General features: G+C 57.9%; 26 protein-coding genes and 1 tRNA gene. 4 read left to right on the top strand and 23 right to left on the bottom strand.

Features of this window, described 5'->3' with window-relative positions; all coding sequences use genetic code 11:
- Positions 1-2 precede the first annotated feature (2 nt).
- Both ACWJKU_RS15110 and ACWJKU_RS15115 read left to right on the top strand, forming a co-directional pair.
- Positions 3-470 (top strand): FKBP-type peptidyl-prolyl cis-trans isomerase, encoded by a 468-nt coding sequence (locus ACWJKU_RS15110; protein WP_454143503.1) that lies wholly within the window; start codon positions 3-5, stop codon positions 468-470.
- A gap of 278 nt (positions 471-748) precedes the next feature.
- Entirely contained in the window at positions 749-3307 is a 2559-nt protein-coding gene (locus ACWJKU_RS15115) for an ATP-binding protein (RefSeq protein WP_454143505.1), read from the top strand.
- Here the strand turns inward: ACWJKU_RS15115 and ACWJKU_RS15120 are convergent.
- Positions 3291-4184: a carotenoid biosynthesis protein gene (locus tag ACWJKU_RS15120; protein ID WP_454143507.1), complete on the bottom strand. Its 894-nt coding sequence runs from the start codon at positions 4182-4184 to the stop codon at positions 3291-3293. The two genes, ACWJKU_RS15115 and ACWJKU_RS15120, sit on opposite strands and share 17 nt — an antisense overlap.
- Before the next feature lie 172 nt (positions 4185-4356).
- Between ACWJKU_RS15120 and ppnP the strand changes: the two genes are divergently transcribed.
- A complete protein-coding gene (gene ppnP, locus ACWJKU_RS15125) occupies positions 4357-4668 on the top strand; it encodes a pyrimidine/purine nucleoside phosphorylase (RefSeq protein ID WP_454143509.1) in 312 nt (103 codons plus the stop codon).
- Between the two features lie 14 nt (positions 4669-4682).
- Here ppnP and ACWJKU_RS15130 read toward each other — a convergent pair whose 3' ends face one another.
- From ACWJKU_RS15130 to ACWJKU_RS15150, 5 genes are all read right to left on the bottom strand, one after another.
- Positions 4683-5399, bottom strand: coding sequence for a tetratricopeptide repeat protein (locus ACWJKU_RS15130; RefSeq protein WP_454143511.1), 717 nt, complete (start codon positions 5397-5399; stop codon positions 4683-4685).
- 70 nt (positions 5400-5469) lie between these two features.
- The gene (locus ACWJKU_RS15135) at positions 5470-6447 is read right to left on the bottom strand and encodes an NAD(P)H-quinone oxidoreductase (RefSeq protein WP_454148151.1); all 978 of its coding nucleotides are present in this window, start codon (positions 6445-6447) and stop codon (positions 5470-5472) included.
- A gap of 34 nt (positions 6448-6481) precedes the next feature.
- Complete coding sequence (locus ACWJKU_RS15140) at positions 6482-6973, bottom strand: protein disulfide oxidoreductase (RefSeq protein WP_454143513.1); 492 nt, start codon at positions 6971-6973, stop codon at positions 6482-6484.
- A 6-nt stretch (positions 6974-6979) separates the two neighbouring features.
- Positions 6980-7696, bottom strand: coding sequence for a M48 family metallopeptidase (locus tag ACWJKU_RS15145; RefSeq protein WP_454143515.1), 717 nt, complete (start codon positions 7694-7696; stop codon positions 6980-6982).
- Positions 7697-7699: 3 nt separating this feature from the next.
- Positions 7700-8197: a GreA/GreB family elongation factor gene (locus ACWJKU_RS15150; protein WP_454143517.1), complete on the bottom strand. Its 498-nt coding sequence runs from the start codon at positions 8195-8197 to the stop codon at positions 7700-7702.
- Between the two features lie 227 nt (positions 8198-8424).
- Here ACWJKU_RS15150 and ACWJKU_RS15155 point away from each other — a divergent pair, with 227 nt between their 5' ends.
- Positions 8425-10236 carry an EAL domain-containing protein gene (locus ACWJKU_RS15155; protein WP_454143518.1) on the top strand — a complete coding sequence of 604 codons (1812 nt, stop codon included), beginning with the start codon at positions 8425-8427 and terminating at the stop codon, positions 10234-10236.
- On the opposite strand, the gene lpxB is transcribed toward ACWJKU_RS15155, so the two are convergent.
- The 17 genes from lpxB to ACWJKU_RS15240 all read right to left on the bottom strand — a co-directional run bounded on the left by lpxB (position 10233) and on the right by ACWJKU_RS15240 (position 24890).
- Positions 10233-11405, bottom strand: coding sequence for a lipid-A-disaccharide synthase (gene lpxB / locus ACWJKU_RS15160; RefSeq protein ID WP_454143520.1), 1173 nt, complete (start codon positions 11403-11405; stop codon positions 10233-10235). The two genes, ACWJKU_RS15155 and lpxB, sit on opposite strands and share 4 nt — an antisense overlap.
- On the bottom strand, positions 11398-12495 hold the full coding sequence (locus tag ACWJKU_RS15165) for a DegT/DnrJ/EryC1/StrS family aminotransferase (RefSeq protein WP_454143522.1): 1098 nt from the start codon (positions 12493-12495) through the stop codon (positions 11398-11400). Before ACWJKU_RS15165 ends, lpxB begins: the two co-directional genes overlap by 8 nt.
- 148 nt (positions 12496-12643) lie before the next feature.
- Positions 12644-13579 carry a Gfo/Idh/MocA family oxidoreductase gene (locus ACWJKU_RS15170; protein WP_454143524.1) on the bottom strand — a complete coding sequence of 312 codons (936 nt, stop codon included), beginning with the start codon at positions 13577-13579 and terminating at the stop codon, positions 12644-12646.
- Between the two features lie 52 nt (positions 13580-13631).
- Entirely contained in the window at positions 13632-14420 is a 789-nt protein-coding gene (lpxA, locus tag ACWJKU_RS15175) for an acyl-ACP--UDP-N-acetylglucosamine O-acyltransferase (protein WP_454143526.1), read from the bottom strand.
- 27 nt (positions 14421-14447) lie between these two features.
- A complete protein-coding gene (gene xerD, locus ACWJKU_RS15180; protein ID WP_454143528.1) occupies positions 14448-15377 on the bottom strand; it encodes a site-specific tyrosine recombinase XerD in 930 nt (309 codons plus the stop codon).
- Positions 15378-15805: 428 nt separating this feature from the next.
- Positions 15806-16156 carry a 50S ribosomal protein L19 gene (rplS, locus tag ACWJKU_RS15185; RefSeq protein ID WP_454143530.1) on the bottom strand — a complete coding sequence of 117 codons (351 nt, stop codon included), beginning with the start codon at positions 16154-16156 and terminating at the stop codon, positions 15806-15808.
- Between the two features lie 11 nt (positions 16157-16167).
- Entirely contained in the window at positions 16168-16917 is a 750-nt protein-coding gene (gene trmD, locus ACWJKU_RS15190) for a tRNA (guanosine(37)-N1)-methyltransferase TrmD (protein WP_454143532.1), read from the bottom strand.
- A gap of 12 nt (positions 16918-16929) precedes the next feature.
- Positions 16930-17430, bottom strand: coding sequence for a ribosome maturation factor RimM (gene rimM / locus ACWJKU_RS15195; RefSeq protein ID WP_454143534.1), 501 nt, complete (start codon positions 17428-17430; stop codon positions 16930-16932).
- A 26-nt stretch (positions 17431-17456) separates the two neighbouring features.
- The gene (rpsP, locus tag ACWJKU_RS15200; protein ID WP_454143536.1) at positions 17457-17720 is read right to left on the bottom strand and encodes a 30S ribosomal protein S16; all 264 of its coding nucleotides are present in this window, start codon (positions 17718-17720) and stop codon (positions 17457-17459) included.
- Between the two features lie 224 nt (positions 17721-17944).
- Positions 17945-18037 (bottom strand) — tRNA-Ser (locus ACWJKU_RS15205).
- Between the two features lie 24 nt (positions 18038-18061).
- The gene (gene csrA, locus ACWJKU_RS15210; protein WP_454143538.1) at positions 18062-18268 is read right to left on the bottom strand and encodes a carbon storage regulator CsrA; all 207 of its coding nucleotides are present in this window, start codon (positions 18266-18268) and stop codon (positions 18062-18064) included.
- Positions 18269-18397: 129 nt separating this feature from the next.
- Positions 18398-19627: an aspartate kinase gene (locus ACWJKU_RS15215; RefSeq protein WP_454143540.1), complete on the bottom strand. Its 1230-nt coding sequence runs from the start codon at positions 19625-19627 to the stop codon at positions 18398-18400.
- Between the two features lie 25 nt (positions 19628-19652).
- The gene (alaS, locus tag ACWJKU_RS15220; RefSeq protein ID WP_454143542.1) at positions 19653-22253 is read right to left on the bottom strand and encodes an alanine--tRNA ligase; all 2601 of its coding nucleotides are present in this window, start codon (positions 22251-22253) and stop codon (positions 19653-19655) included.
- 39 nt (positions 22254-22292) lie between these two features.
- Positions 22293-22715 carry a regulatory protein RecX gene (locus tag ACWJKU_RS15225; protein ID WP_454143544.1) on the bottom strand — a complete coding sequence of 141 codons (423 nt, stop codon included), beginning with the start codon at positions 22713-22715 and terminating at the stop codon, positions 22293-22295.
- 35 nt (positions 22716-22750) lie between these two features.
- Positions 22751-23800 (bottom strand): recombinase RecA, encoded by a 1050-nt coding sequence (gene recA, locus ACWJKU_RS15230; RefSeq protein WP_454143546.1) that lies wholly within the window; start codon positions 23798-23800, stop codon positions 22751-22753.
- Between the two features lie 69 nt (positions 23801-23869).
- Complete coding sequence (thpR, locus tag ACWJKU_RS15235; protein ID WP_454143548.1) at positions 23870-24412, bottom strand: RNA 2',3'-cyclic phosphodiesterase; 543 nt, start codon at positions 24410-24412, stop codon at positions 23870-23872.
- Entirely contained in the window at positions 24396-24890 is a 495-nt protein-coding gene (locus ACWJKU_RS15240; RefSeq protein WP_454143550.1) for a CinA family protein, read from the bottom strand. The genes thpR and ACWJKU_RS15240 overlap by 17 nt, the downstream gene beginning before the upstream one ends.
- Positions 24891-24899: the final 9 nt, after the last annotated feature.

Consider the following 24899-nt stretch of genomic DNA (forward strand, 5'->3'; position numbering starts at 1 on the left):
TCATGAAGAAACTCGGAATTTTTTCCCGAACGGTCGTACTTGTTGCATTCGGGCTGTCCGGCTGCGGCCCCTCGCCGTCGGCCGACGCAGACAAACACAGACAGGAGAGCTTGAAATTTCTGGTCGACAACGCGCAAAAACCCGGCGTGGCAACTACGGCGAGCGGATTGGAGTACCAAGTTCTCAATGAGGGCAACGGCGCCTCGCCGAAGGCTACCGACACGGTCATCGTCAACTATCGGGGCAGCCTGGTCTCCGGCCAGGAATTCGACAGCGGCGAAAACGTGAGCTTTCCCTTGAACGGCGTCATTCGCGGCTGGACCGAGGGCTTGCAGTTGATGAAGGAAGGCGCTAAGTATCGCTTTTTCATTCCGCCGGAATTGGCCTACGGCGAACGCGGCGCGGGCCGCGTGATCCCCCCGAACGCGGCCCTGATTTTCGATGTGGAACTGTTGAAGGTCAATCCTTAACGCGCGCCGGTCGCCGCTCTCAGCAATCGCAAGCAGTTGGCCATTCGCCAAAAGCGCCGTCTTCGAGCGGCCGGATGTCCGCCCCACCCGGCCGCGGCGGTCCCCGCTAGCGGCCCAATCCATAGGCGGTTGCCCTCCTCGGCGCTTCGCAACCGCTCGTTCATGCCGATCGACCCGGCTTCTTTTCGGAACGGTTTCGCCGCGGAGCGCTGCAATCGATTTGTCCCTGAGAGTCCGATCGGATTGCGGCAAGCGGATTCATCTCGGAAGAACCTGCCATGTTCGAAAATCTCTTCTCTGCCCAGGCGGTCAAAGACTTCATCCCTCATGGGACATGCCTCCTCTGGCGCCCCGATTTGCTGTTTCTTCATATCCTGTCGGATTCGCTGATTACGGCGGCTTATTACTCGATTCCCGCGGCCCTGATCTATTTCGTCATCAAGCGGCGAGATCTCGAGTTTCGCTGGATTTTCGTCCTCTTCGGCGTTTTCATCACGGCCTGCGGGACGACCCATTTGATGGGCATATGGACGATTTGGCACCCCGGTTATGTTCTCGAAGGCTTCATCAAGCTGTTTACCGGACTCGTCTCGGTCGCGACGTCGGTTCTGCTGTGGCCTCTGATTCCCCACGCGCTGAAGATCCCGAGCCCGGCCCGGCTCGAAGAGGCGAACCGGCAATTGCAGCACGAAATCGAGGAGAGAAAGGGAAAGGAACAAGAAGTCAGGCGATTGAACGCCAATCTCGAAAGAATGGTAGAGCAGCGCACCGCCCAACTGGTCGAGACGAACCGTCGGCTGGAAGGCGAGATCCGGGAGCGTCTGCGTATCGAGGAATCGCTGCGTGAATCGGAAAGCCGCTACCGCACCCTGTTCGAGCAAATGCCCGATGCGCTGGTATTAGTGGACATCAAAAGCGGCGAATTGATCGACTTCAACCCGAAAGCTCACCAAAACCTCGAATACAGTCGCGACGAATTCAGAAAACTACAGGTAAGCGACATCGATCGGCTGAAATCGGAAGAGGACATCAAGCGGCATATCGAGAAAATTCGGGATAACGGGGGCGACGCATTCGAAACCGAACACGTTACGAAAACCGGCATCGTGCGGAATATTCGCGTTACCGCGAAGGTCATTCAGCTTAATCAAAAGAAGCTGATCCAGGTCGTGTTCACGGACATCACGAACTACAAACAGCTAGAGCTCGCGCTGCGCACCCAACAGGAGAAATTGCAGCAGTCGCAGAATCGGCTCGAATATATCGTCAACACCAGCCCGTCCGTCATCTACATCCTTTCCCGAACGGACAATCCGGCATTCCCCTTCAAGATCGAGTTCATCAGCGAAACCATAACGCTGGTGACCGGCCATGAACCGCGCCAATGGTATTGCGACGAGACCTTCTGGATCGACCATGTTCACCCGGACGACCGAGCAACCGTGTTGGAGAACCAAAAGCGACTTATCCGCCAGGACGAACTGACGCACCAATACCGGTTCCGGCACAAGGACGGCTCGTATCGGTGGATTCACGACAAGCTCCGATCGCTGCGCGATTCCGAGGGAAACCTGGTGGAAGTTATCGGCGCCTGGATCGACATTACCGAACGCAAGCAAGTCGAGCTGGTTTTGAAGGACGCCAAAGAAGCGGCCGAAACTGCAAACCGAGCCAAAACCGAGTTTCTCGCCAATATCAGCCATGAATTGAGAACCCCTTTGAACGGAATACTCGGATTTACCCAGATTCTTCAAAAACAAACCGATATCACCGCAAGAAACAAGGAGTATCTCGGTTATATCAGCCGCTCCGGAAATCATTTGCTGACCTTGATCAACGATCTTCTCGATTTATCCAAAATAGAAGCCGGGCGGCTGGAAATACAAAACGCCATCTTCCATTTCCCGGAGTTTCTCGACGGCATCGCCGAGATATTCGAACTCCGCGCGAGTCATAAAGGCATCGGATTTACATTCGAGAAATCGGCGGACTTGCCTGAATACGTCATCGGCGACGAGAAGCGATTGCGGCAGATACTCATCAATCTCTTGGGCAATGCCATAAAATTTACCCATCATGGATACGCTGCCCTGAAAGTTTCCCGTCATGGCGAAACGGTCTCGTTTCAGATAGAAGACACCGGGGTCGGCATCGCGGAAGAAGACCTGGGCAGGATTTTCCTGGCGTTCGAGCAAGCGGCCTATCACGATTCTACCGAAGGAACCGGCCTGGGACTGGCCATCAGCAAGCGGCTGGTCGATGCCATGAACGGGCAGATCGACGTGCAAAGCGCGCTCGGCGCAGGAAGCGTTTTTACGGTTTCCCTGGTACTGCCGGCGGCACCGAAACCGTCGCAACCCAGGTCCGACCAAGCCGAAGTCGTCGGCTATGAGGGAAAAACCCGACGCATATTAATCGTCGACGACAACCCGGATAACCTGACGATGCTCTCGGCATTGCTGGAGTCGCTGGGCTTCAATGTAGAAACGGCCTCGAGCGGCAGAGAATGCCTGGACGCATTCGCGGTTTTCGATCCCGATCTGATCATGATCGATCTTTTGATGCCCGGCATGGACGGGTCCGAGACCGTCAAGCATCTGCGGCAGAAAGAACCCGGGCGGAACGCCAAGGTGGTCGCCGTGACCGCGCATGCGTTCGACGATGTCAGGGAAATGTGCCTGGCGTCGGGCTTCGACGACTTCATCACCAAACCCGTGGAGCTCGAAGACTTGCTGGACAGTCTGCAAAGATCCCTGGGCGTGAGCTGGCGCTACGCGGATGCCGCGCCGCAGGACGCATCGGCCGGGCCGAGTCCTCGGATTATGTCCGTTCCCTGACCGCCGGCGGGTAAGTAGCGACCCGATCCCGAATATCGTCGCCGGCGATACGATTGGACGGCTTGACCAACTGCGCCGCGGCGAGCATCAAGACCGGCGCGATGATGAAGCTGCCGGTCAGGGCCTGCAACTTCAACCGATCCTGATCGGGAACCGCGCCTCCCCCGTAAGCCAGCCAGTAGGTCACCCCCAACTGAAAAATGACTATGCCGACCCAGAAACACGGCGCGAACAATCCTTTGCACGGCATATAGACCAGCCTGACCGGTTCCCCGCGCCTTTTCTCCAGGCTCAGCAAATACCGGTCGACGCACTGATTCAGCAGAATCGTCGCCGTCGCGACGACATACCAGCCGCCATAATTTTCCAGGGTGACCCCGAAGTGAATGCCGGGATCGGGATAATGATAGATATCCCCCAAGAACCAGTATTTGCCGAGATTGGCGATGGGGTCGACGATGAGATCGACGACCATCATGAAGAAGGCGCCGAGGAGAAGCACCGGCAGCGAGTTCCGGATCTCGGCCGAGGTTACGCGCTGGACATCGTAGGCGCCGATCCATAGCGGCGACATGAAAAACTGCGCCAGCGAGAAACTGACATAGCTGAGGAACGAAAACGATAGGCTGTCGAAGAAGGGAACGCCGAAAACGACCAAATCGTTGCTCAGCGCCTCATAATGGTAGACATACCTGCCGAACGGGATTCCGTGATTGATGCTTCCCCATTCGGCCAGCAAGGCCACTCCATAACTGACGACTACCCAAATCGCCGTACGCAGCGCACCCTGTTCCAGCCAGGAAAGCAACAGGAATGCGATCAGAAAAGCCGTGATGTACGGACGATGCGTCAAAGACCAGAGAAGTTGCTCGAACATTCGACGGGCGCAGCGCGAGAAGTTTACCGAAATCCTCCATGATAACCGGCGGCGGCTTGGGCGGCCAGATTACCGGAAGGCTCATCTCGCAGATACTCCGTCTATCCTGCCGGGCCGATCATGCCCGGAGCCCGGTCCGTCACGTATAATCCCCCATTTCGAAGGAGCCGCCATGTCGCAATTCGACAACGTCAGCGTCGTCAAGAAAGCCAATGTTTACTTCGACGGCAAATGCATCAGCCATACCGTCCTCTTTCCGGACGGCAGCCGCAAAACCGTCGGCGTGATCTTTCCTTCCGCCCTGACCTTCAACACCGCCGCGCCGGAAATCATGGAAATCATCGCGGGCTCCTGCCGGGTCCGGCTGGCCGGCGAGACGGAATGGAAAACCTATGGCGCCGGCGAGTCGTTCCAAGCGCCGGGCAACAGCCGTTTCGACATCGAAACGACGGGTCTGCTGGACTACGTCTGCCACTTCGCTTGAGACAAGAGGCAGACTCAACGCGAGCCGTTCTTGTGTTTTCCCTTCGTCTTTTTGGAAGTCTTTTTCGACTTGCTCTTGGCCTGAGCTTTCTTTGTCTTGGGCTTTTTATTCAGCAGCGGCGTCTGAGCGGCCTCCTGCTGCCTTTGCCACTCGGCGAGACGGTCCAGAGCCAGGGCCATTTCGCCGGGAGCCATCTCGTCGACCAGGCTGTTCTTGCCGTCGACCGCGTTCTGATTGCCCTGCTCGGCCGCGAGCGTATACCAGAAATAGGCTTGAGCATTGTCCTTCTCGACGCCGTCGCCGGACGCGTAGAGCGAACCCAGCACGGCCCGGGCGCCGGCATCGCCCTGCTCGGCCGCTTTGCGGAACCAGCGCGCGGCCTCGCCCATATCGATCGGAGTCCCCAAACCGTAGAAATGGAGGACGCCGAGCTTGCTTTCGGCGGTCGCATCGCCTTGCCGGGCCGCTTGCTCATACCAGTGCCGGGCCTCGACATAGTCCTGCGGCGCGCCCAGCCCTCTCATGTAAAGGTTGCCCAAATTGACTTGAGCCTGCGGCATGCCCTGTTCCGCCAAGGGTTCGAATTCGGCGAAGGCCGCGGAATAGTCGTGCCGTTCGATGGCTGCCATGCCTTCCTCGAACTCGGCCCGGGCCGGTGCGGGAACAGCCAGCCCGAGGCTCGCCGCCCATAAAATCAAAACGGGTAATTTTTTATAGCCAGACGCAATCACGATGTATTCCGGTTTTTCGGGATTCGGACGAAGAGAGTCTGAGCGGTCAAGCAGGTTCGCCAGGCCGCACTCAAGCGAGCGACAACACGATCTTGCCAATATGCCGGCTGCTTTCCATCAGCCGGTGAGCTTCCGATGCCTCCTCCAGGGAGAAAACGCTGTGAACGACGGGTTTGACCTGCCCCGACTCGAGCAGCGGCCATACGTTCCGTCTCAGCGCCTCGGCAATCGCGGCTTTTTCTTCCACGCTGCGCGGCCGTAAGGTCGAGCCGGTCAAAGTCAGACGGTTCAAAAAAATGGGCAGCAGATTGATTTCCGCCTTGGGCCCGCCCTGAACCGCAATCACCACCAGGCGGCCATCGGCGGCCAGACAGCCGAGATTTCGCTGAAGATAAGGGCCGCCGATCATGTCGAGAATCAGGTTTACGCCCCTGCCCTCGGTCAGCGTCCGGATACGGTCGGCGAAGTCTTCTTCGCGATAGTTGATCGCCCGCGCCCCGATCTGCTCGCAAAACCGGCATTTTTCCGAGCTTCCCGCGGTTACGAACACCGTGGCGCCGAACGCTCGAGCCAGTTGAATCGCCGTGGTGCCGATGCCGCTACTGCCTCCGTGCACCAGCACGCTTTCGCCGGCTTTTAGCCCGCCCCGCTCGAAAACGTTGCTCCAGACCGTGAAAAACGTTTCCGGCAAGGCGGCGGCTTCGATCGGTCCGAACCCCCGGGGGACGGGCAAACAGAGTGCCGCGGCGGCCGAGCAATATTCCGCATATCCCCCTCCGCTCACCAGGGCACAAACCGATTCGCCGACGGCAGGCGCATGCACGCCTTCTCCCAAAGCGGCGACTTCGCCCGCGATTTCCAAGCCGGGTATGTCCGGTGCCCCCGGCGGCGGCGGATAAAGCCCCTTGCGCTGCATGACGTCGGGCCGGTTTACCCCAGCCGCCGCTACCTTGATCAGCACCTCGCCCGGCCCCGGCCGCGGCGTCGGCCGCCGGCACGCTCGCAAGACTTCCGGACCGCCCCAGTGGGCGATCTCGGCGGCCGTCATGGTATCGGGGACAAAACCGCTCAACCGGAATCTCCTACAGATGGGCCAGCCAAAGCCGTACCCGCAGCCCGAGCTCGCTGGTATAACCGATGGTCGAAAAGCGGATATTGCCGTCCGGCCCCAGAACGAATACGGCCGGCACGCCGCGTATGCCGTAGTCTTTGCCGATGGCGCCGTCCGGGTCGAGAATCACCGGAACCTTGAATCCTTCCCGCTCGAGGAATTCCCGAACCTCAACTTCGGTTCCGGACAACAACGCCACGCTGACCAGCGGCGTATCTTGCGCCAGCGATCGGATGGAGCCCTGCATCGCCTTGCAGATCCGACACCAGCTCGCCCAGAAGTAGATCACGGCCGGCCGGCCTTCAGGGTCGTGCAAATCGAATGTCTCGCCGTCCAAGGTGGTCGCGCGGATCGAGGGCGGCGCCCCGGCGGCCAGGCCGAGAGCCGCGACCCACTGCACGCCGGCATACAGCGCAATCGCGGTGCAGCCGAATATCAGCATTTGCTTCAACTTGCCGGTCATGGAGATTTACTCGAATCGCCCCAGCAAATCGCCGCCGTTCCGGCGCAGCCACTGGCGTTCCGCGAGATAGCCGGGCAGATGCCGGGCAACCAAATGCCAGAAATCGGCCGAGTGGTTCCGATGGCGGATATGACACAATTCATGCACGATCACATATTCCAATATCGACGGCGGTGCGAAAGCCAAAAGCCAGTTCAGGTTGATGTCGTTTCTCGGACCGCAGCTTCCCCATCGGCTCGTCATCCGTTTGACCCTGATTTGGCGCGGATACAATCCGAACCGGCCGGCGTGCCGTTGTACGATGGCGCCGGCCTCGCCCCGCATCCACGATTTCGTCCAGTTGAAAAGCGCGGTCCGGGTGATGCGCCGGAGATCCTCCGAGCCATTGGCGGGCACGAAGATCAGAAAGCGGCCGTCATACTGGATATGCGTCCTTCGCCCGGCATGCTCGCGAACCTCCAGCGCGACTTCCCGGCCTTGAAACGGCAGCGTCGAGCCGTTCTCCAGATGCCGAGCCGGCCGGGACGCGGCGGTTTTCGCGCGCAGTTCCGACAGCTTGCGTTCGGCCCAATCGCGATGCTGGTGCAAAAACGCCAGGGCTCGAGCCTCGCTGACGGTAGGCGGAACGACGAGTTCGACCCCGTGAGGCTTGGCAACCAGCCTAAGATGCTTGGCCCGCCGACTGCGGCGGATGCTGTAAGGGACAGGAAAGCTCCCCGGCACGGACTAGCCTTTTCGGATCGCCACGACTTCCAGCTCCTTATCGCCTACCGGTCGTTTCCATGTCACCACATCGCCTACCTGAGCCTCCAGTAAAGCCCGCGCCAAAGGCGACATCCAGCTAATTTTTTCCTGAGCCGCATCCGCCTCGTCCTCGCCGACGATCGTGAAGCGCAGCGTACGACCGTCCGAATCGAGAACGTCGACCGTCGAACCGAAGCGCACCTTGTCGTCCGTCTGCGCTTCGGGCGACACCACCACGGCACTTTGAACGCGCTCCTCGTAATAGTGCAAATCGCGCTCCACCTGTTTCAACTGCTGCCGGGCGCCCAAATCATCGTTCCCGGCCAGGGCGTCCCGCTGCGCGCTCAGCGCCCGCACCTTCTCCTGAAGCTGCGCCAGCCCCTTGGGAGTCACATAATTGGTATACGAACTCCGAGGCCGTTCGGGAAGATCGTCGCCGGCCTGTTCGCCGTCCGGTTCTTTGACAAAAGCACGACTCATGATAACTACCTCAAAATCTTAGCGGCGGAGGCATGGAAAAATCCTGCGCCCGTGAAAGTATTGCCGGACAGACGTTCGACGCAAGCGCCGGAACCGGATAACGCAGTAAACTTACGGGTACGCGCCCGTACAACGCACGCCGTCATATTTATCCGTCAAAATGATACAAACTGCTATAGTTCACTGGGTAAACGGCGGCCCTATCCACCGATCGCGACGAGTTCCAGGTGCAGAAGCAAGAAGTCCACGTCAAGAGCCTGCTTGATCGTATACTCGCGTTGGAGCAGTTGATCGTCATGTTCCAGCCGATAGTCGTATTGGATAAACAGGCGATTTTCGGATACGAGGGATTGATTCGGGGACCTTCCGAGTCTTTGCTGCACCGGCCGAACGTTCTGTTCGCCGCGGCGGCCAAGTATGAACGCCTGATGGAGCTGGACTTTCTGTGCCGCAAGCTCATCATCCGGCAGTTCGCCAAACTGGGTCTGTCGGGGCATCTCTTCATCAACATCAATCCCGTCACACTAGCCGACGATGAATTCATCCACGGGCGAACGCTCATGTATCTCGAGAATCATAACCTGGATCCGGAGCGCGTCGTCGTCGAAATCACCGAAACCCAACCCATCCAAGACTGGACGGTGTTCCAGCATGCTCTCCAACATTACCGCGGAATGGGCTTCAAGGTCGCGCTGGACGATCTCGGGGCCGGCCACTCCAGCCTTAGGCTCTGGTCCGAATTGAATCCCGATTTCGTCAAGATCGACCGGCATTTCATCGAGGGTATCGACGAAGACCAAACCAAGCGCCAATTCATCAAATCGATCATCGAAATCGCCAAATCCCTGGGTTGCCAAACCATTACCGAAGGCGTCGAGCATAAACGCGAATACGCGGCCTTGCGCAAACTGGGCATCGACATGGCCCAAGGGTTCTATTTCGCTCCGCCGAAGAAAACGCCCGACGTCACGCTCAATCCACAGCTCTTCAGCGACCGGCAAAAACGCAACGTCTATTCGGAAAAGCTAACCATCGCCCATCTGCTGAAGGACGTTCCCGCCGTATCGCCGCAATCGAGCATGGAAGAGGTCGGCGACATCTTCCGGATCAGCGAAACGCTCCAATCCGTAGCCGTCGTAGACGATGGCGAACCTCTGGGGCTCGTCCTTCGCAGCGATCTGATGAATCTTTTGGCAAGCCGGTACGGACGCGATTTGCACGGCCGAAAACCGATACAAGAACTCGCCTCCAAGCCGACGCTTAAATTCGACTTGCACACGTCTCTCGAGGATGCCAGCCGCTGCCTGACCAACGCCGTCAATCATCAGACCGACGAATTCATCATTACGGACAACGGACGACTGGTCGGTAAGGGCACTCTTCTGGACCTCCTGAGCACGATCACCGACCTGCAAATCACCAGAGCCCGGCATGCCAATCCGCTGACCCTATTGCCCGGCAATGTTTTGATTCAGCAGAAACTGGATGAGTTCCTGCGCAATCGCGAGGATTTCATCGTCGCCTACTGCGACCTCGATCACTTCAAAGCTTATAACGACGTTTACGGCTATATCCGCGGCGATGACCTCATTCAGCTCGTAGGCCGTCTCTTGACGGAAATCGCGGACCCCGATCTGGATTTCGTGGGGCACATCGGCGGCGACGATTTCATCGTCATGTTCCGGAATGCCGACTGGCGGGAACGGTGCCAGCAACTCTTACAAACCTTCGAGGCGCTGGCGCCCGACTATTACACCGCCAAACACCGGCAGATCGGTGGCATAGAAGCCAGCGACCGATACGGCGAAAAACGATACTTTCCTTTCGTATCTCTCTCTATCGGTATTTTGCCGGTGACCGCGGCGCAGAATGACTTGACCAAGGAAGTGATCGCCGAGCGGGCTTCGATAGCCAAGAAGAAGGCCAAAGAATATTGCGGAAACGCGATACACGTCGAAAACATCGAGGGCGAAAAAGCGGCTGACACGGTCTCCCCTCGGGACGAAATCACGATTCAACGCAAAGTGTTCATCCACTAGCCACTTGACCGGCTTCCGTTCTCGTTGCGTTCCAACATGTCCGCCGCCAGTTGTGCGAGTTTGGCCGCGCCGTTCTTCTCTCCCAGCTCGTCCCTGATTTGCCTCAGCGCCTGCCGCATCGTCTCCGCATAGTCGCGGTCCCGAAGAATTCGGGCAATCTCGCCGGCGATGTTGTCGGCCGTCGCATCATGCTGGATGAATTCGCGGACCACATGCCGGCCCGCCAAAATGTTCGGCAGTCCGATATAAGGAATACGGACCAGCAGGCGTCCGAGCCAATAACTCAGCGCGGTCAGCCGGTAAACGATCGCCATCGGCACGCCCAGCAGCGCCACTTCCAAGGTTGCCGTGCCGGAAACCGTGATCACGGCATCGCAGCATTGCAGGGCGTCGTAATCCTGCCCTTCGATCACGCGGATGGGGAGGCCGCTGCCTTCGAGATGACTTTGCAGCAACTCGTCCGATATCGACGGCGCCCGAAAGAGAACGAATTCCGCGGCCGCGAACTCGACCGCCAGACGTTCGGCGGCGCCCAGGATAACCGGCAAAAGCCGGTTGATCTCGTTGGCCCGGCTCCCCGGCAGAAGTCCGATGACCGGGCCTTTGCCCGAAAATCCGAACTTCGCCCTGGCCTCGGCCCGCCCCAGGGACGGCTTCACCTTTCCCGCCAGGGGATGGCCCACGTAAGTCACCGGTATTTTATACGCCTGGTAGAACGGCACTTCGAACGGGAAAATCACCGCCATATGGTCGACGATCCGGCCATAGCTCTTCACCCGGCCGGGACGCCAGGCCCAGACCTGCGGACTCACATAGAACAGAACCTTGACGCCGCAAGCCTTGGCCTTCCGGGCAAGACGGAAATTGAATTCCTTGTAGTCGACACAGATCAACAGGTCCGGTTTCTCTTCGCAGGCAATCCGTTGCATCGAACGGAGCGCGCGGCGAATCTCACCGTAATGCTTGGCCACCTCGGCGAGCCCGATGACGGCGAGATGGGTGGAGTCGCAACGGAGATCGATGCCCGCCTCACGCATTCTGACGCCGCCCATGCCGATGCCGCGCAGATTCGGGATCAGTTTTTTCAGCTCCCGAAACAGATTCGCCGTATGAAGATCGCCGGAGGCTTCTCCGGCGCTCAGCATGATGAGAGGCGCGCGCTCAGCCATTCAGCACGGCGCGGATGATCGATACGATACGGCGGATATCGGCTTCCTGGAGTTCTGGGTAGATGGGCAGGGACAGGCAGCGCTCCGCAACCGCTTCCGTAACCGGCAGGTTTAGCCCCGCACACTCGTCGGCAAATACCTTCTGCCGATGGAGGGGCACCGGATAGTAGACCGCGCAGGCGACGCCGGCCTTCTGCAGCGCCTGCATGATGGCGTCGCGCCGGTCGGTCAGCAGGGTGTACTGATGGTAGACATGAACGCCGATGCCGTCCTCGTAAGGTGTGGTCACCGGAAGATCCGACATCAGATCCGAATATAAATGGGCGACACGGCGGCGATTTTGGTTGAAATCGTCGATGCGCTTCAGCTTGATGCGCAAGATCGCCGCCTGAAGTTCGTCGAGCCGGCTGTTATAACCGATCACGTCGTGATAGTAGCGCACCTCGGAGCCGTGGTTGCGCAGCACCCTGACCTTGCCGGCAAGTCCGTCGTCATTCGTGGTTACCAAGCCGCCGTCGCCGTAGCAACCGAGATTCTTGCTCGGGAAAAAGCTGAATCCGGCACTCACGCCGAAACTGCCGGTCTGCCGCCCGCCGATCGAGGCGCCGAAGGATTGGGCGCAATCTTCCACGATCTTGAGCCCGTGCTTTTCGCATATCGCGCCGATCCGCTGCATATCCACCGGTTGGCCGAACAAATGCACCGGCATGACGGCGGCGGTCTTTTCCGTGATCGCCGCCTCGATGGCCGCGGGATCGATGTTGAAGGTCTTGGGATCGATATCCACGAACACCGGTTTCGCGCCCACATAACGAATCGCCTCCGCCGTCGCGATGAAGGTAAACGGCGTCGTGATGACTTCGTCTCCTGCGCCGATGCCGGCCGCCAAAAGAGCCAGGTGCAGGGCATCGGTTCCGGAAGCGACGCCGATGGCATGCTTGACCCCCAGATAAGCCGCCGTTTCCTCCTCGAAGGCTTTAACGTTCGGCCCCAGGACAAAGGCGCAGCTATCCAAGACCTGCCTCAAGCTTTGATCGATTTCGTCCTTGAGTTGCAGATATTGGGCTTTCAAATCGACCATGGGGATCATGAGTTCTAACTCTCCTTTAGGCGTTATCATGACAATCGTCGCAAGCGACACATTTTTCCCCTCACCCGGCGGGAAAGGCAAAAACTGGGCGAAATCGCTCACGCCACGTCGCCGGTCCTCGCCGGCGCGGCGCGCATGTCATGAACGATTAGCGGTTGAGTAAGCGAGTAATTTCCGTGGCTGTCGCCAACGCGCGCCGCCCGGCGTGTCCGGACACCAGCGGCTCGCGGCCGTCGCGGATGCAAGCGACGAAATGCTTGACCTCCTCCATCAGAGCGTCTCCGCTCTCGAACACGGATTCTTCACTGACGATTTCCGGTATGCCGGGGAACATTTCGCCCGCACCTTTACGATGGCGCGTCAGCACGCGATTTTGGAAATCGACGGAAATATAAGCATTGGGCATGAACATGCGCATTTTGCGCTCGACTTTCTGGCTGACCCGGCTGGCCGTGACGTTGGCCACGCTGCCGTTCTTGAACGCGATGCGCGCGTTGGCGATATCGACGTCGCCGGTCAATACCGGCACCCCCTTGGCGTCGATGCGGTCGACTTCACAGTCGACCAGGTCCAGGATGATGTCGATGTCGTGGATCATGAGATCGAGCACCACGCTGACGTCATTGGCGCGCGGCTTGAACGGCGCCAGCCGGTGCGATTCGATGAAAATCGGCTTGTCCTCGGTCAGATCGAGCGCCAATAGAGCGGCGTTGAAGCGCTCCAGATGTCCCACCATGAGCGTGCGGCGCTTTTCTTCGGCGATACGGATGAGCTCATCGGCTTCCGCCACCGTCACCGTGATCGGCTTTTCCACCAACACATGCGCTCCGGCCGTCAGAAAATCCTTGGTCACCTGATAGTGCAGGCTGGTCGGCACCACGATGCTGACGGCATCGACACGACCGAGCAACTCGCGGTAATCGGTCAGCGCCCGGCTACCGGTCTTGTCGGCCACGGCTTGAGCCGCCTGCCGATCGGTATCGACTACGGCGACCAATTCGCAATCGGAAAGGGCGGCATATTTTTCCGCATGGAACTTCCCCAAATAACCGACTCCGATCACGGCACATTTCAGTGAACTCATGGTGCTTTTTTTAACTGAAGAAGAAAGTGGATGCGTCGATGTAGCAGGCAAATCAGTCTTCGCCGCGGGCACGAATCTCGATAAAGCCCAAAGTCCCGTGCCGCTTCGACTCTTCCGCCAGCCAGCGACGAAGATAGATGAGTTCCGGCGTATCCGGCAAGTCGTCCAGGCTTTGCTTGTTCCGCAAGCGCCGGTAGGCGGTCGATACGGCTTTCAAGCGGTCCCCGTCGATCCCCGCCCGCCGCATGCCCACCAGGTTCAGCCGATAATGCTTGCCCGGCCTTCCGCCGACCATGGTAAAGGGGATGACATCCTTATTGATGCCCGCAAGTCCCTGCAAGATCGCGAAGCTGCCGATACGGCAGAACTGGTGAACCATGACTCCGCCCCCGAAAAAAACCCGATCGCCTACCTGAACGTGACCGCCTAGGGTGGCGCCGCTGGCGAAGATATTGTTGTCGCCCAGCCGGCAATCGTGAGCCACATGGCTATTGTTCATCAGATAATTGTCCGCGCCGATCCGCGTAGCGCCGCCTTTACGGGTGGCGCGGCTCACCGTCACGCCTTCGCGGAAAACATTGCCGTCGCCGATCTCCACGTAGGTTTCCGCCGAGGGATCGAACCCCAAATCCTGGGGCAAGCCGCCGATGACCGCTTGCGGGCAGACCTGATTGTTCCGGCCCATGCAGACATAGGCATGGATCACGGCATGCGCCTCTATGCGGCAACCGTCCCCGATTTCGGTGCGGCCCTCGATCACGGCATAGGGACCGACCGAAACGCCGGCACCCAGTTCGGCATCGGGGGCGATACAAGCGGTAGGATGGATAAGCGTAGTCATAAATCCTCGGGCAAGCTCAGAACGGTTTCAACCGCGCGGATGGCAGCGGGCATGCAGGTCCTTTAGGCGCTTTTGGGCGACATGGGTATAAATTTGCGTGCTCGACAGGTCGCTATGCCCCAACAGAAGCTGGACTACCCGCAGGTCGGCGCCGTGATTCAGCAAATGCGTCGCGAAAGCATGCCTCAGGGTATGAGGCGAAAGCGGCTTGTGGATTCCGGCCAGCAAAGCATAGCGTTTTATGAGGTGCCAGAAGGCCTGGCGTGTCATTGCCGCCCCGCGGTCCGTAACGAACAAGTCGTTACTGTGCCTCCCTTTCAGAATCATCGGCCGCGCCGCCCGCAGATAGCGATTCACCCAATCTTCGGCCTCTTCGCCCATCGGCACCAAACGGTCCTTGCTGCCTTTGCCGACCACGCGAACCACGCCCTGGCGAAGGTTTAGCTGCCCCAGCGTAAGCCCGACCAGTTCGCTTACCCGCAACCCGGTCGCATACAGCGTTTCCAGCATGACCCGGTCACGGCAGCCTAATGGCTCTTCGGTATTCGGAGCCTCCAGCAAAACTTCCACATCCTCTTCCGTAAGCGTCTTCGGCAGAGGGCGACCGATCCGGGGCGCCTCTATGGACACGGTCGGATTCTTGTCCATGAAACCTTCGCGAGTGGCGAACAGGTAAAATTTACGAAGACTCGACAGCAATCGGGCGCTGGATCGCTGGCTTGCCTTTTGATGATACTTCAGCGCCAAGTAGCCTTCGATTTCGCCGGCATCCACCTGGCAAAGCGTCTTGCGATGCGTCTTATCCAGCCAAGCGGCAAATAGACCGAGGTCGCTACAGTACGCTTTCTGAGTATTCTCGCTCAAACCCTCTTCGACCCACAGGGCATTCATGAAACGCCGGATCAGTTCTCCGTCGGAGTCGGTAATGCGCGGTTCAATCGAGCGCATAGCCTTCATGACTCGATAGCCAAGATTCGATTTCGAAGGATGGTCCTGATGTGTGGCCACGATAGCCGCCTAATCCACGTACCGAATGATGCGGTGACAAACCATGCCGATTGCCGCGACGGGTTGAAACGGGTGTCCTGGCCCTGAAAACAAGCGCGAAGCCGACGTTCCGCTTCGTCGGGAGGCGGATTCGGCGGCTCGTGCTTCGAAACGCCATCCACCCAAAATCGATACCGACGCGATGGCTGCTTCGAGCAGTTATCGATAGCGGCCCGAACGATGCGGTCACCAGTCGCGCCTCTTCATCCGGATCCGTAACGAGCGATAACCTTTTTATGAAGCATTCCTGGCTATTTCGTCCCCCGATACGAGAAACGGGCAGCGCTCGCTGCCCGTCATCGATTCTTGCATCAATCGCCGCGGCGATCCTTCCCCGGTCAGATTTTTTCTTTGATACGGGCGGCCTTGCCGGTGCGGTCACGCAGATAATAAAGCTTCGATCGACGGACATCGCCGCGGCGTTTTACCTGAATGTCCTGGACCTGGGGGCTATACGTCTGGAAAACTCTCTCCACGCCTTCGCCATGAGACATTTTGCGCACGGTGAAAGCGGAGTTGTACCCCCTGTTCCGCTTGGCGATCACCACGCCTTCGTAAGCCTGCAAGCGCTCACGATTTCCTTCCTTCACCTTCACCTGTACGACGACGGTATCGCCCGGACCGAAATCCGGTACCGTTTTCCGGCTCATCCATTCGCGTTCAAGTTGTTGAATAATGTGACTGGACATTGCTATTCCCCTTAATTCGTTCCGGCTTTCAATTCGTATTTAAACTCTTCCAGCAAACTCCGCTGCTCGGCATCGAGTTCCAGCTTGGCCAACAGATCCGGCCTTCTTAACCAAGTTCGGCCGAGGGACTGCTTCAGGCGCCAGCGTCTAATCGCGCCGTGATCCCCGCTCTGCAAAACCTCAGGAATTCGCCGGCCGTCGATCTCTTCAGGCCGAGTATAATGGGGGCAATCCAACAAGCCCGTCATGTGCGAATCCTGAATGGCCGAATCGGCATGCCCCAAAACGCCCGGCAATAATCTGGCCACGGCATCGAACATCACCAGCACCGCCAACTCGCCGCCGCTCAAAACATAATCGCCTATCGACCATTCTTCGTCGATTTCGGCTTCGATCAGGCGCTCGTCCACACCCTCGTAGCGTCCGGCAACCAGAATGAGCCGAGGGCTTCGGGCAAGACGCACCACGGCGCCTTGGCGTAACAAATCGCCCTGCGGACTCAAATAAATCGTCTTCATCGGCAGGCTCGAATCGGCCCGAGCAGCGCGAATGGCGCTGCGTAAAGGCTCGACTTTCATGACCATGCCCGGCCCGCCGCCATAAGGACGATCATCCACCGTCCGATGCCGATCCGATGCGTAATCTCGCGGATTCCAAAGCCTTAGATCAACGATCCCTTTTTCGATCGCCCGTCCCGTCACGCCACATTTGGCAGCGCTCTCGACCATTTCGGGGAACAGGGTAACGACGTCAAAACGCATCAGGCTCCGACTCTAAAAATCCGGATCCCATTCCACGATCAGGACGCCCGCATTCAAGTCGACATCCTTGACGAACTGCCCCATCACAAAAGGGATCAGGCGGTCCCGCTCACCGCGAACTTCCATGACGTCATTGGCGCCGGTTTCCATCATGCCGACGACCGTACCCAAACTGACGCCGCGCGTAGTGCGAACCTCGATCCCGATTAAATCCGCCCAATAGTACTCGCCTGGCCTTGGAGGTTCGAACCGATCTCTGTCGACGGATATGCGCGATGCGTTTAGCTGCAACGCTTGATCGCGCGTATCCACGCCATCCAAACGAGCCACCACCGAATTACCCTGCCGGCGCCCGCCGAGAACCTTGAATTCCCTTTGCGACTCTCCATCGCCGATCAACCAAGGCGAATAGCTCAGTATATTGTCTGCCGGATCCGTATATGAGCGGATTTTCACCCACCCCCGGACACCAAAGGCGCCCGCCACTTCACCGACTATAATCTGCCGCGCCACTCTAAGCTCGTGCCGCGCATCTATCTTTAAGCGGCAACCGCCTCTGCGCGCTTGCTGAATTCTTTGATCAAACTATTGACCCGATCGGTAGTCTTCGCTCCCTGACTCAACCAATACTGAACGCGAGCATCGTCCAAACGCAGCCTTTCGTCTTTTCCGGAAGCGATCGGATTGAAGAAACCCACCCGCTCAATGTAACGACCATCTCGTTTACATCTGCTGTCGGCAACAACGACATGATAGAAAGGGCGCTTTTTGGCGCCGCCACGGGCAAGACGAATCGTGACCATTAAAATTCCTCTTAGGACGCAAGGACAATCCGAAAAATCCGGCTATTTTACCGAAAAACTCATTCATGTGAAGACCTTTCGGCCTGGATCAGACCCCAATCACGAAGTCGAACCAGAACGGAAACGGCTTTGCCTCATGAATGCTTAATTGACTTAGCTCGATACGCTCGAAAGGCGCCCTGACCTGGGCATCCACCAATCAAGACGCTCTGCACTTCGGTGAATGGCGGAGAGAGAGGGATTCGAACCCTCGATAGAGCTTTTGACCCTATACTCCCTTAGCAGGGGAGCGCCTTCAGCCTCTCGGCCATCTCTCCGAAACTGACAAGATTATAATCGACTTATTCGGTATGCTCAGCTGTTTTTTCCGATGTTTGAGCCTGCTGCTCCCGCTTTATACGCTCATAGATTTCTTCCCGATGCACGGAAACTTCCTTGGGCGCGTTCACGCCGATCCGAACCTGATTACCTTTCACCCCTAACACGGTAACCGTTACATCGTCCCCGATCATAAGAGTCTCACCGACTCTACGAGTCAATATCAACATAAGTCCTTCCTTTCCGGTCGATCATGACCTACCTTAAAACGGCGTAGCTTACCGCAACGCCAAGCCAACACAAACGGTTAAGCGTAACATTATATCACTTTTTCTTGTATTTATAATGAATTTTTTACGTTACGCCGCATCCACCGCCTGCTCAAGATTAAAGGCTTCGTGCAGGCTTCGAACAGCAAGTTCCAAATACTTTTCGTTCAAAACCACGGAAATCTTGATCTCGGAGGTGGATATCATCTGGATATTGATCCCTTCCTTGGCAAGGGCCTCGAACATCTTGCTGGCGATCCCGGCATGCGAGCGCATACCGACCCCCACCAAAGACACTTTGACGATTTTATCGTCGCCGGCGACTTCGCGAGCGCCAAGTTCCGCACAAATGCCCTGCAGGATATCCAAAGCTTTCCCATAGTCATTGCGATGTACCGTAAACGTGAAATCGGTCGTGGCGTCCTCTCCGATGTTTTGGACAATCATGTCGACTTCTATATTGGTATCTGCAATGGGACCCAGAATTTTATAGGCAATACCCGGGCGATCGGGAACCCCCATGATGGTCAACTTAGCTTCGTCGCGATTGAACGCTATTCCGGAAATTAGCGGCTTTTCCACGTCTACATCCTCGTAACTGATTAACGTGCCGGGACCTTTTTTAAAACTTGAAAGCACCCGTAAAGGAACATTGTACTTACCGGCGAACTCGACGGATCGAATCTGTAGCACCTTCGATCCCAAACTCGCCATCTCCAACATTTCTTCGAATGTGATCCGATCCAATCGGCGCGCGCGCGGCTCGACGCGCGGGTCAGTGGTATAAACGCCGTCCACATCGGTGTAGATGAGGCACTCGTCCGCCTTGAGCGCGGCCGCCAAGGCCACAGCCGTAGTATCCGATCCACCCCGGCCCAAGGTAGTAATATCGCCATCCTCGGTGATGCCTTGAAAACCGGCCACAACCACCACCCTGTCCTGCTCGAGATCATCCAGGATACGATTGGTATCGATGTTCAGAATGCGCGCCTTGGTATGCGCGCGATCGGTCACGATTCTCGCCTGCCCGCCAGTATACGAGCACGCCGGGATGCCCTTCTCGTGCAGAGCCATGCATAGAAGCGCTATCGTAACTTGCTCGCCCGTGGCGAGCAGCACGTCCAACTCGCGCGGCTCGGGACGGGCTTGAATCTCCTGGGCCAAGGCTACGAGACGATTGGTTTCTCCGCTCATAGCAGATACGACAACGACAACACCCTCGCCTCTCCCTCGCGCTTCGATAATATTATCGGCAACATGCCGTATCCGTTCGATGTTGCCTACCGACGTGCCGCCGTATTTGTGTACGTATAAAGCCATATTTTTCGTTGGAGTCCGCTTATAACTATGCCGTATGGCGTCGCACCCAATCCGGTACGCTCTTCAGCGCCGCATCCAGCATCTTCGGATTGGTTCCTCCCGCCTGAGCCATGTCGGCTCGGCCGCCACCTTTTCCACCGACCTGCACCGCTACCGCATTAACCAAATCGCCGGCCTTAATTCGGTCGATCTGATCCTTGGTCACGCCCGCAATAAGCGTCACCTTATCTTCTTTGACCGATCCCAATACGATCGCCGCGCTGCCCAGCTTGTTCCTGAGTTGGTCCACCATATCCCTGAGTCCCTTGGGATCGCTTTCGTCCACTTTCGCCGCAAGGACTTTTATGCCGTCGATCATTACGGCACGGGAGACCAAATCATCGCCGGCGGCGGTCGCCATTTTGCTCTTGAGCCGCTCCAGTTCCTTCTCCAGAACCCGATTTCTCTCAAGAAGCTGGCCAACCTTCTCATCCAAGCTCTCCCGCCCGGATTTCATTCTTTCCCCGAGGGACTGCAAAATGCGATCGTTTTTTTCGATCCAATCCAGAGCGGCCTCGCCGGTAACGGCCTCGATTCTCCGGACTCCGGCAGCCACTCCCGTTTCGCTGACAATTTTAAACAAGCCGATGTCGCCGGCGCGTTTGACATGAATTCCGCCGCACAGTTCGGTTGAAAAATCGCCGATTCGAAGGACGCGTACCTTATCGCCGTATTTTTCGCCAAACAAAGCCATCGCTCCCGCCCTGAGAGCATCCTCTTTCGACATAACCTCAGCCGCGACGCCGTTATTGGCCCGAATCTGCTCGTTCACCAACCGCTCAACCGCCTCGAGCTGGTCCGCCGCAACCGGTTCGAAGTGGGAAAAATCGAAGCGCAACCGATCAGGATTAACCAGAGAACCCTTCTGCGTCACATGGTCTCCCAAAACTTTCCTCAGCGCAGCATGCAACAAATGAGTCGCGGAATGATTGAGCGCCGTGGCGTTCCGGGCCTTGGCATCGACCTTGGCCTCGCAAGTCAGGCCCGGCGCGAACGCGCCCTTCGATACCCGGCCTATATGAAGGATCACATCGCCGCCCTTCTTTTGGGTATCGATCACTTCGAACAGATTTTCCCCGGCACGAATGATACCCCGATCGCCGACTTGCCCGCCCGACTCCGCATAAAACGGCGTCTTTGTCAAAATCAAAATACCGTCTTCCCCGGCCGCCAGCGCTTCGACGGACTTGCCGTCCCGCAGCACCGCCGCAATGGCCGTGTCTTCGCACGAACTCTCATAGCCGGTAAATTCGCAGTGCACGTCGAGGTGTTCGTCGTGCGAGTAATCGGCGGCGAAATGGCTCGCAGCGCGGGCGCGCTCCCGTTGCGCCTCCATCGCGCGCTCGAAGCCTTCCATGTCCAAAGTCAAGCCGTGCTCTCGAGCGAAATCGGCCGTCAGATCAACCGGGAAACCATATGTATCATAAAGCTGGAACACGGTCTCTCCGGGAACCGTCTTGCCGCTCATATCCTTGAGATGAGCCTCGAGAAGTCTCATACCTTGTTCCAAGGTTTCGGCGAAACGCTCTTCTTCTTTCTTTAGGACCTGCTCCACCATGGAGCGAGCCGCCACCAACTCAGGATAAGCATCGCCCATTTGCGCACAAAGCGGACCGACCAAGCGGCAAAAGAAGGTGTCGCGAATGCCTAGCTTATAGCCGTGGCGAATCGCTCTCCGGATGATGCGCCGGAGCACATACCCCCGCCCCTCGTTGGACGGCAAAACGCCATCGGCGATCAGGAAAGCGCACGAGCGAATATGATCCGCCAGTACTCTCAACGAGCCATGGTCGGTAGCTTCGATTTGCGCGAGGTCCGCCGCCGCCTTAACCAGAGCCTTGAAGATGTCGATCTCGTAATTGCTGTGTACGCCCTGAACGACGGCGGCAATCCGCTCCAAGCCCATGCCGGTATCGACCGACGGTCTCGGCAATGGCGTAAGCACCCCATCCGAAGCACGATCGTACTGCATGAATACGAGATTCCAGATTTCGATGTACCGGTCGCCGTCCTCCTCGGTCGAGCCTGGCGGACCGCCCGGAATGCCTTCGCCGTGGTCATAGAAAATTTCGGTGCAAGGTCCGCAGGGCCCCGTATCTCCCATGCTCCAGAAATTGTCTTTGGAGCCGATACGAGAAAATCGCGCGGGATCGACGCCCACATCATCGAGCCAGATTGCCTCGGCCTCTTTGTCCTGGTCATAAACCGTAACCCAGAGTCGCTCGGCCGGCAGCTTCAATACCCCCGTCAAAAACTCCCAGGCATAGTGAATCGCGTCGCGCTTGAAGTAGTCGCCGAAACTGAAGTTTCCGAGCATTTCGAAGAAGGTGTGATGGCGCGCCGTATACCCGACGTTCTCCAAGTCGTTGTGCTTGCCGCCCGCCCGCACACAGCGCTGCGCCGAGGCCGCACGCACGTACGGACGCTCCTCTCGCCCCAAAAAGACATCCTTAAACTGGACCATACCCGCATTGGTGAACAGCAGAGTAGGATCATCGGCCGGAATCAACGGACTGGATGGAACGATCGCGTGTTGCCGCTCTTCAAAAAACTTCAGAAAAAGTGAACGCAGTTCTGCACTGGTCATTTCGCTGCCACCGATGGTTTTATTCTTATTTTTGTGGACTTAGTCGCCGCCGACATGCCTCAGGCTCTTGAACAGACGGCGGATCTGATCCGCCTCGAAGCCGCGACGCCTGAGAAAACGCTCTCGCGCCGCACGCTCCTCGAACGATTCCGGAAGGGTCTCACCATACTTTTTGACATAAATTTTTCGGATGAGGTTATCCCAGTCACGCGCGCTCTCCAGCGCGCCGTCCGTATCGACACCCCGCAGTCGCAACTCCTGCCGAATCCGATGCAAACCGTACCCCCTTTCGGCACGACTGCGCGCAAACACTTCGGCGAAACGACTGTCGCTCTGAAAGCCCTGGGAAACCAAATCGGCAACGACTTGCTCGACCACGGCCTCTGGATAGCCTTTGCGGCAAAGTTTTTGCCGCAACTCCAAATTACTGTATTCGCGATGCGAAAGATAACGCAGAGCCACAGCCTTTACCGCCTGCAACGAATCGGGAAAATCGCTCAGGATCCGGCCCCCTCGAACGCATCGGGCGCGGCGGCCCGCTCCGCTGCCGGAACGCTGCCACCGAAGGCTTTTTCGCGAATCTTCGATTCGATGCCTGCAGCCAGGTCCGGATGCTCTTTCAGGAAATTACGCGCATTGTCCTTACCCTGGCCGATGCGTTCCGCTCCGAGACTGTACCAGGAGCCCGACTTTTGCAAAATGCCGTGCACCACGCCCAAATCGACCAATTCACCTTCATGGGAAACGCCTTCGCCGTAAAGAATCTCGAAATCGGCGTTCTTGAACGGGGGCGCCACTTTATTCTTCACCACCTTGACACGCGTCTCGTTGCCGACTATCTCGTCGCCATTCTTGATCGCTCCCAGACGGCGGATATCGAGGCGGACCGAAGAGTAAAATTTGAGCGCATTGCCGCCGGTCGTCGTCTCTGGATTGCCGAACATGACACCGATTTTCATGCGGATCTGGTTGATGAAAATGACCAGCGTGTTCGATCGTTTGATATTGGCCGTGAGCTTTCGCAGCGCCTGGGACATCAAACGGGCCTGAAGTCCGACATGGGAATCGCCCATTTCACCCTCGATCTCGGCTTTAGGCGTCAAAGCCGCCACCGAGTCGATCACGACGATATCCACGCTGCCCGAGCGGACCAGCATATCGGCGATTTCCAGCGCCTGTTCGCCGGTATCCGGTTGCGACACCAGCAGGTCGTCGAGATTGACGCCGATCTTCTCCGCATAAACGGGATCTAGGGCGTGCTCGGCGTCGATGAATGCCGCCACCCCGCCGCGCCTTTGGCCTTGAGCGATGACTTCGAGCGTCAGCGTGGTCTTGCCGGACGATTCGGGACCGTAGATTTCCACGATGCGTCCGCGTGGCAGGCCGCCGCAGCCCAATGCGATATCGAGAGACAAGGAACCGGTGGGAATGACTTCGAGATCGCGCATTGCGGGGACGTCGCCCATCCGCATCACGGACCCCTTACCGAACTGCTTTTCGATTTGAGAAAGCGCTGCGCTCAACGCTTTCTTTTTGTTTTCGTCCATTCGCTTAATGCCGACTAAATCATTGTAAATAATTGCCAATTATCTCACATACGAACCATCGGGAATAGCCTAAAGACTCTGCAAGCTCCAGCTTTCACGCACCAGATACAGAGAACCGGCGCGACTGATCCGGGACTCGACCAGATCGAACGAACGCACATTCCAATCGATCGGATCGGCGAGAGCTTGCGATACGACACCGGGGCGAGCTTTCCGGGCCACGGTCAGATGCGCCCGGTACGGCCTGCTTTCCATGACGAACCCGACCCCGCCGAGCTCGGCGGTTAGACCGCTTACCAGTTTTTTCAGCTCCTCCGGCGTGCTCGCAGGCGAGAGACAGACGATTCCGCTACGCGGCCAGAATTCGATCCGGTCCAACTCCAGTTTAAACGATCGACCGATGATACTATCGGCAGCCCGATTGATCAGCGGCAACCGATCTTCATCCACTTCCCCCAGAAAAGCCAGCGTAATATGAAGATTTTCCGGTTTTACCCATTTGGCCGTGGTCGCTCGTTTAAGCGCCTCGACGGTGCCGGCCAGCGAAGCGCGCGCCGCATCGTCCGGCCACAACGCAAAAAACAAGCGGAGCGTTTTAGTCTCGGCAGACATCAAGAATCCCTTGAAGCGCGACACGCACGGCTTGCCGTCTGACGCTACGCCGGTCGCCTTCGAATCGCATCCGCTGCACGCGACAGAGGCTATCGCGACTTTGCCAGGCGAACCATACGGTGCCCACGGGTTTATCCGGCGTGCCGCCGGTCGGTCCGGCGACTCCGCTGACCGCCGCCGCCACATCCGCCGCGCTATGACTCAAGGCGCCCGCCGCCATGGCGCGCACCGTCTCGCCGCTGACGGCCCCGTGAACGCCGATGACCTCGCCCGGCACTCCCAGCAATTCGCACTTCGCCCGATTGCTGTAGGTGACAAACCCCCGATCGAACCAGGCGGAGCTTCCCGGCACGTCGGTGACACACTGGGCCACCCATCCGCCGGTGCAGGATTCGGCCAAGGCCAGCACGCGCCCCTGAAGCCTTAAAACCCGACCGACCTCGTACGCCAACGCGTATAACGCTTCATCTTCCGACATGAATGGGCC

Source organism: Methylocaldum sp. MU1018 (assembly GCF_053646775.1).

Bases quoted from the DNA above. Each gene is read 5' to 3' on its own strand.
- thpR (WP_454143548.1), bottom strand. From the start codon at position 24,412: ATGTCTGCCGAGACTAAAACGCTCCGCTTGTTTTTTGCGTTGTGGCCG.
- lpxA (WP_454143526.1), bottom strand. From the start codon at position 14,420: ATGACTACGCTTATCCATCCTACCGCTTGTATCGCCCCCGATGCCGAA.
- rpsP (WP_454143536.1), bottom strand. From the start codon at position 17,720: ATGGTCACGATTCGTCTTGCCCGTGGCGGCGCCAAAAAGCGCCCTTTC.
- ACWJKU_RS15215 (WP_454143540.1), bottom strand. From the start codon at position 19,627: ATGGCTTTATACGTACACAAATACGGCGGCACGTCGGTAGGCAACATC.
- ppnP (WP_454143509.1), top strand. From the start codon at position 4,357: ATGTCGCAATTCGACAACGTCAGCGTCGTCAAGAAAGCCAATGTTTAC.
- ACWJKU_RS15240 (WP_454143550.1), bottom strand. From the start codon at position 24,890: ATGTCGGAAGATGAAGCGTTATACGCGTTGGCGTACGAGGTCGGTCGG.
- alaS (WP_454143542.1), bottom strand. From the start codon at position 22,253: ATGACCAGTGCAGAACTGCGTTCACTTTTTCTGAAGTTTTTTGAAGAG.
- ACWJKU_RS15150 (WP_454143517.1), bottom strand. From the start codon at position 8,197: ATGAGTCGTGCTTTTGTCAAAGAACCGGACGGCGAACAGGCCGGCGAC.
- xerD (WP_454143528.1), bottom strand. From the start codon at position 15,377: ATGAAGGCTATGCGCTCGATTGAACCGCGCATTACCGACTCCGACGGA.
- csrA (WP_454143538.1), bottom strand. From the start codon at position 18,268: ATGTTGATATTGACTCGTAGAGTCGGTGAGACTCTTATGATCGGGGAC.
- trmD (WP_454143532.1), bottom strand. From the start codon at position 16,917: ATGCGTTTTGACGTCGTTACCCTGTTCCCCGAAATGGTCGAGAGCGCT.
- ACWJKU_RS15135 (WP_454148151.1), bottom strand. From the start codon at position 6,447: ATGACGGCCGCCGAGATCGCCCACTGGGGCGGTCCGGAAGTCTTGCGA.
- recA (WP_454143546.1), bottom strand. From the start codon at position 23,800: ATGGACGAAAACAAAAAGAAAGCGTTGAGCGCAGCGCTTTCTCAAATC.
- ACWJKU_RS15120 (WP_454143507.1), bottom strand. From the start codon at position 4,184: ATGTTCGAGCAACTTCTCTGGTCTTTGACGCATCGTCCGTACATCACG.
- lpxB (WP_454143520.1), bottom strand. From the start codon at position 11,405: ATGGCTGAGCGCGCGCCTCTCATCATGCTGAGCGCCGGAGAAGCCTCC.
- ACWJKU_RS15140 (WP_454143513.1), bottom strand. From the start codon at position 6,973: ATGACCGGCAAGTTGAAGCAAATGCTGATATTCGGCTGCACCGCGATT.
- ACWJKU_RS15110 (WP_454143503.1), top strand. From the start codon at position 3: ATGAAGAAACTCGGAATTTTTTCCCGAACGGTCGTACTTGTTGCATTC.
- ACWJKU_RS15170 (WP_454143524.1), bottom strand. From the start codon at position 13,579: ATGAGTTCACTGAAATGTGCCGTGATCGGAGTCGGTTATTTGGGGAAG.
- ACWJKU_RS15165 (WP_454143522.1), bottom strand. From the start codon at position 12,495: ATGATCCCCATGGTCGATTTGAAAGCCCAATATCTGCAACTCAAGGAC.
- rplS (WP_454143530.1), bottom strand. From the start codon at position 16,156: ATGTCCAGTCACATTATTCAACAACTTGAACGCGAATGGATGAGCCGG.
- ACWJKU_RS15115 (WP_454143505.1), top strand. From the start codon at position 749: ATGTTCGAAAATCTCTTCTCTGCCCAGGCGGTCAAAGACTTCATCCCT.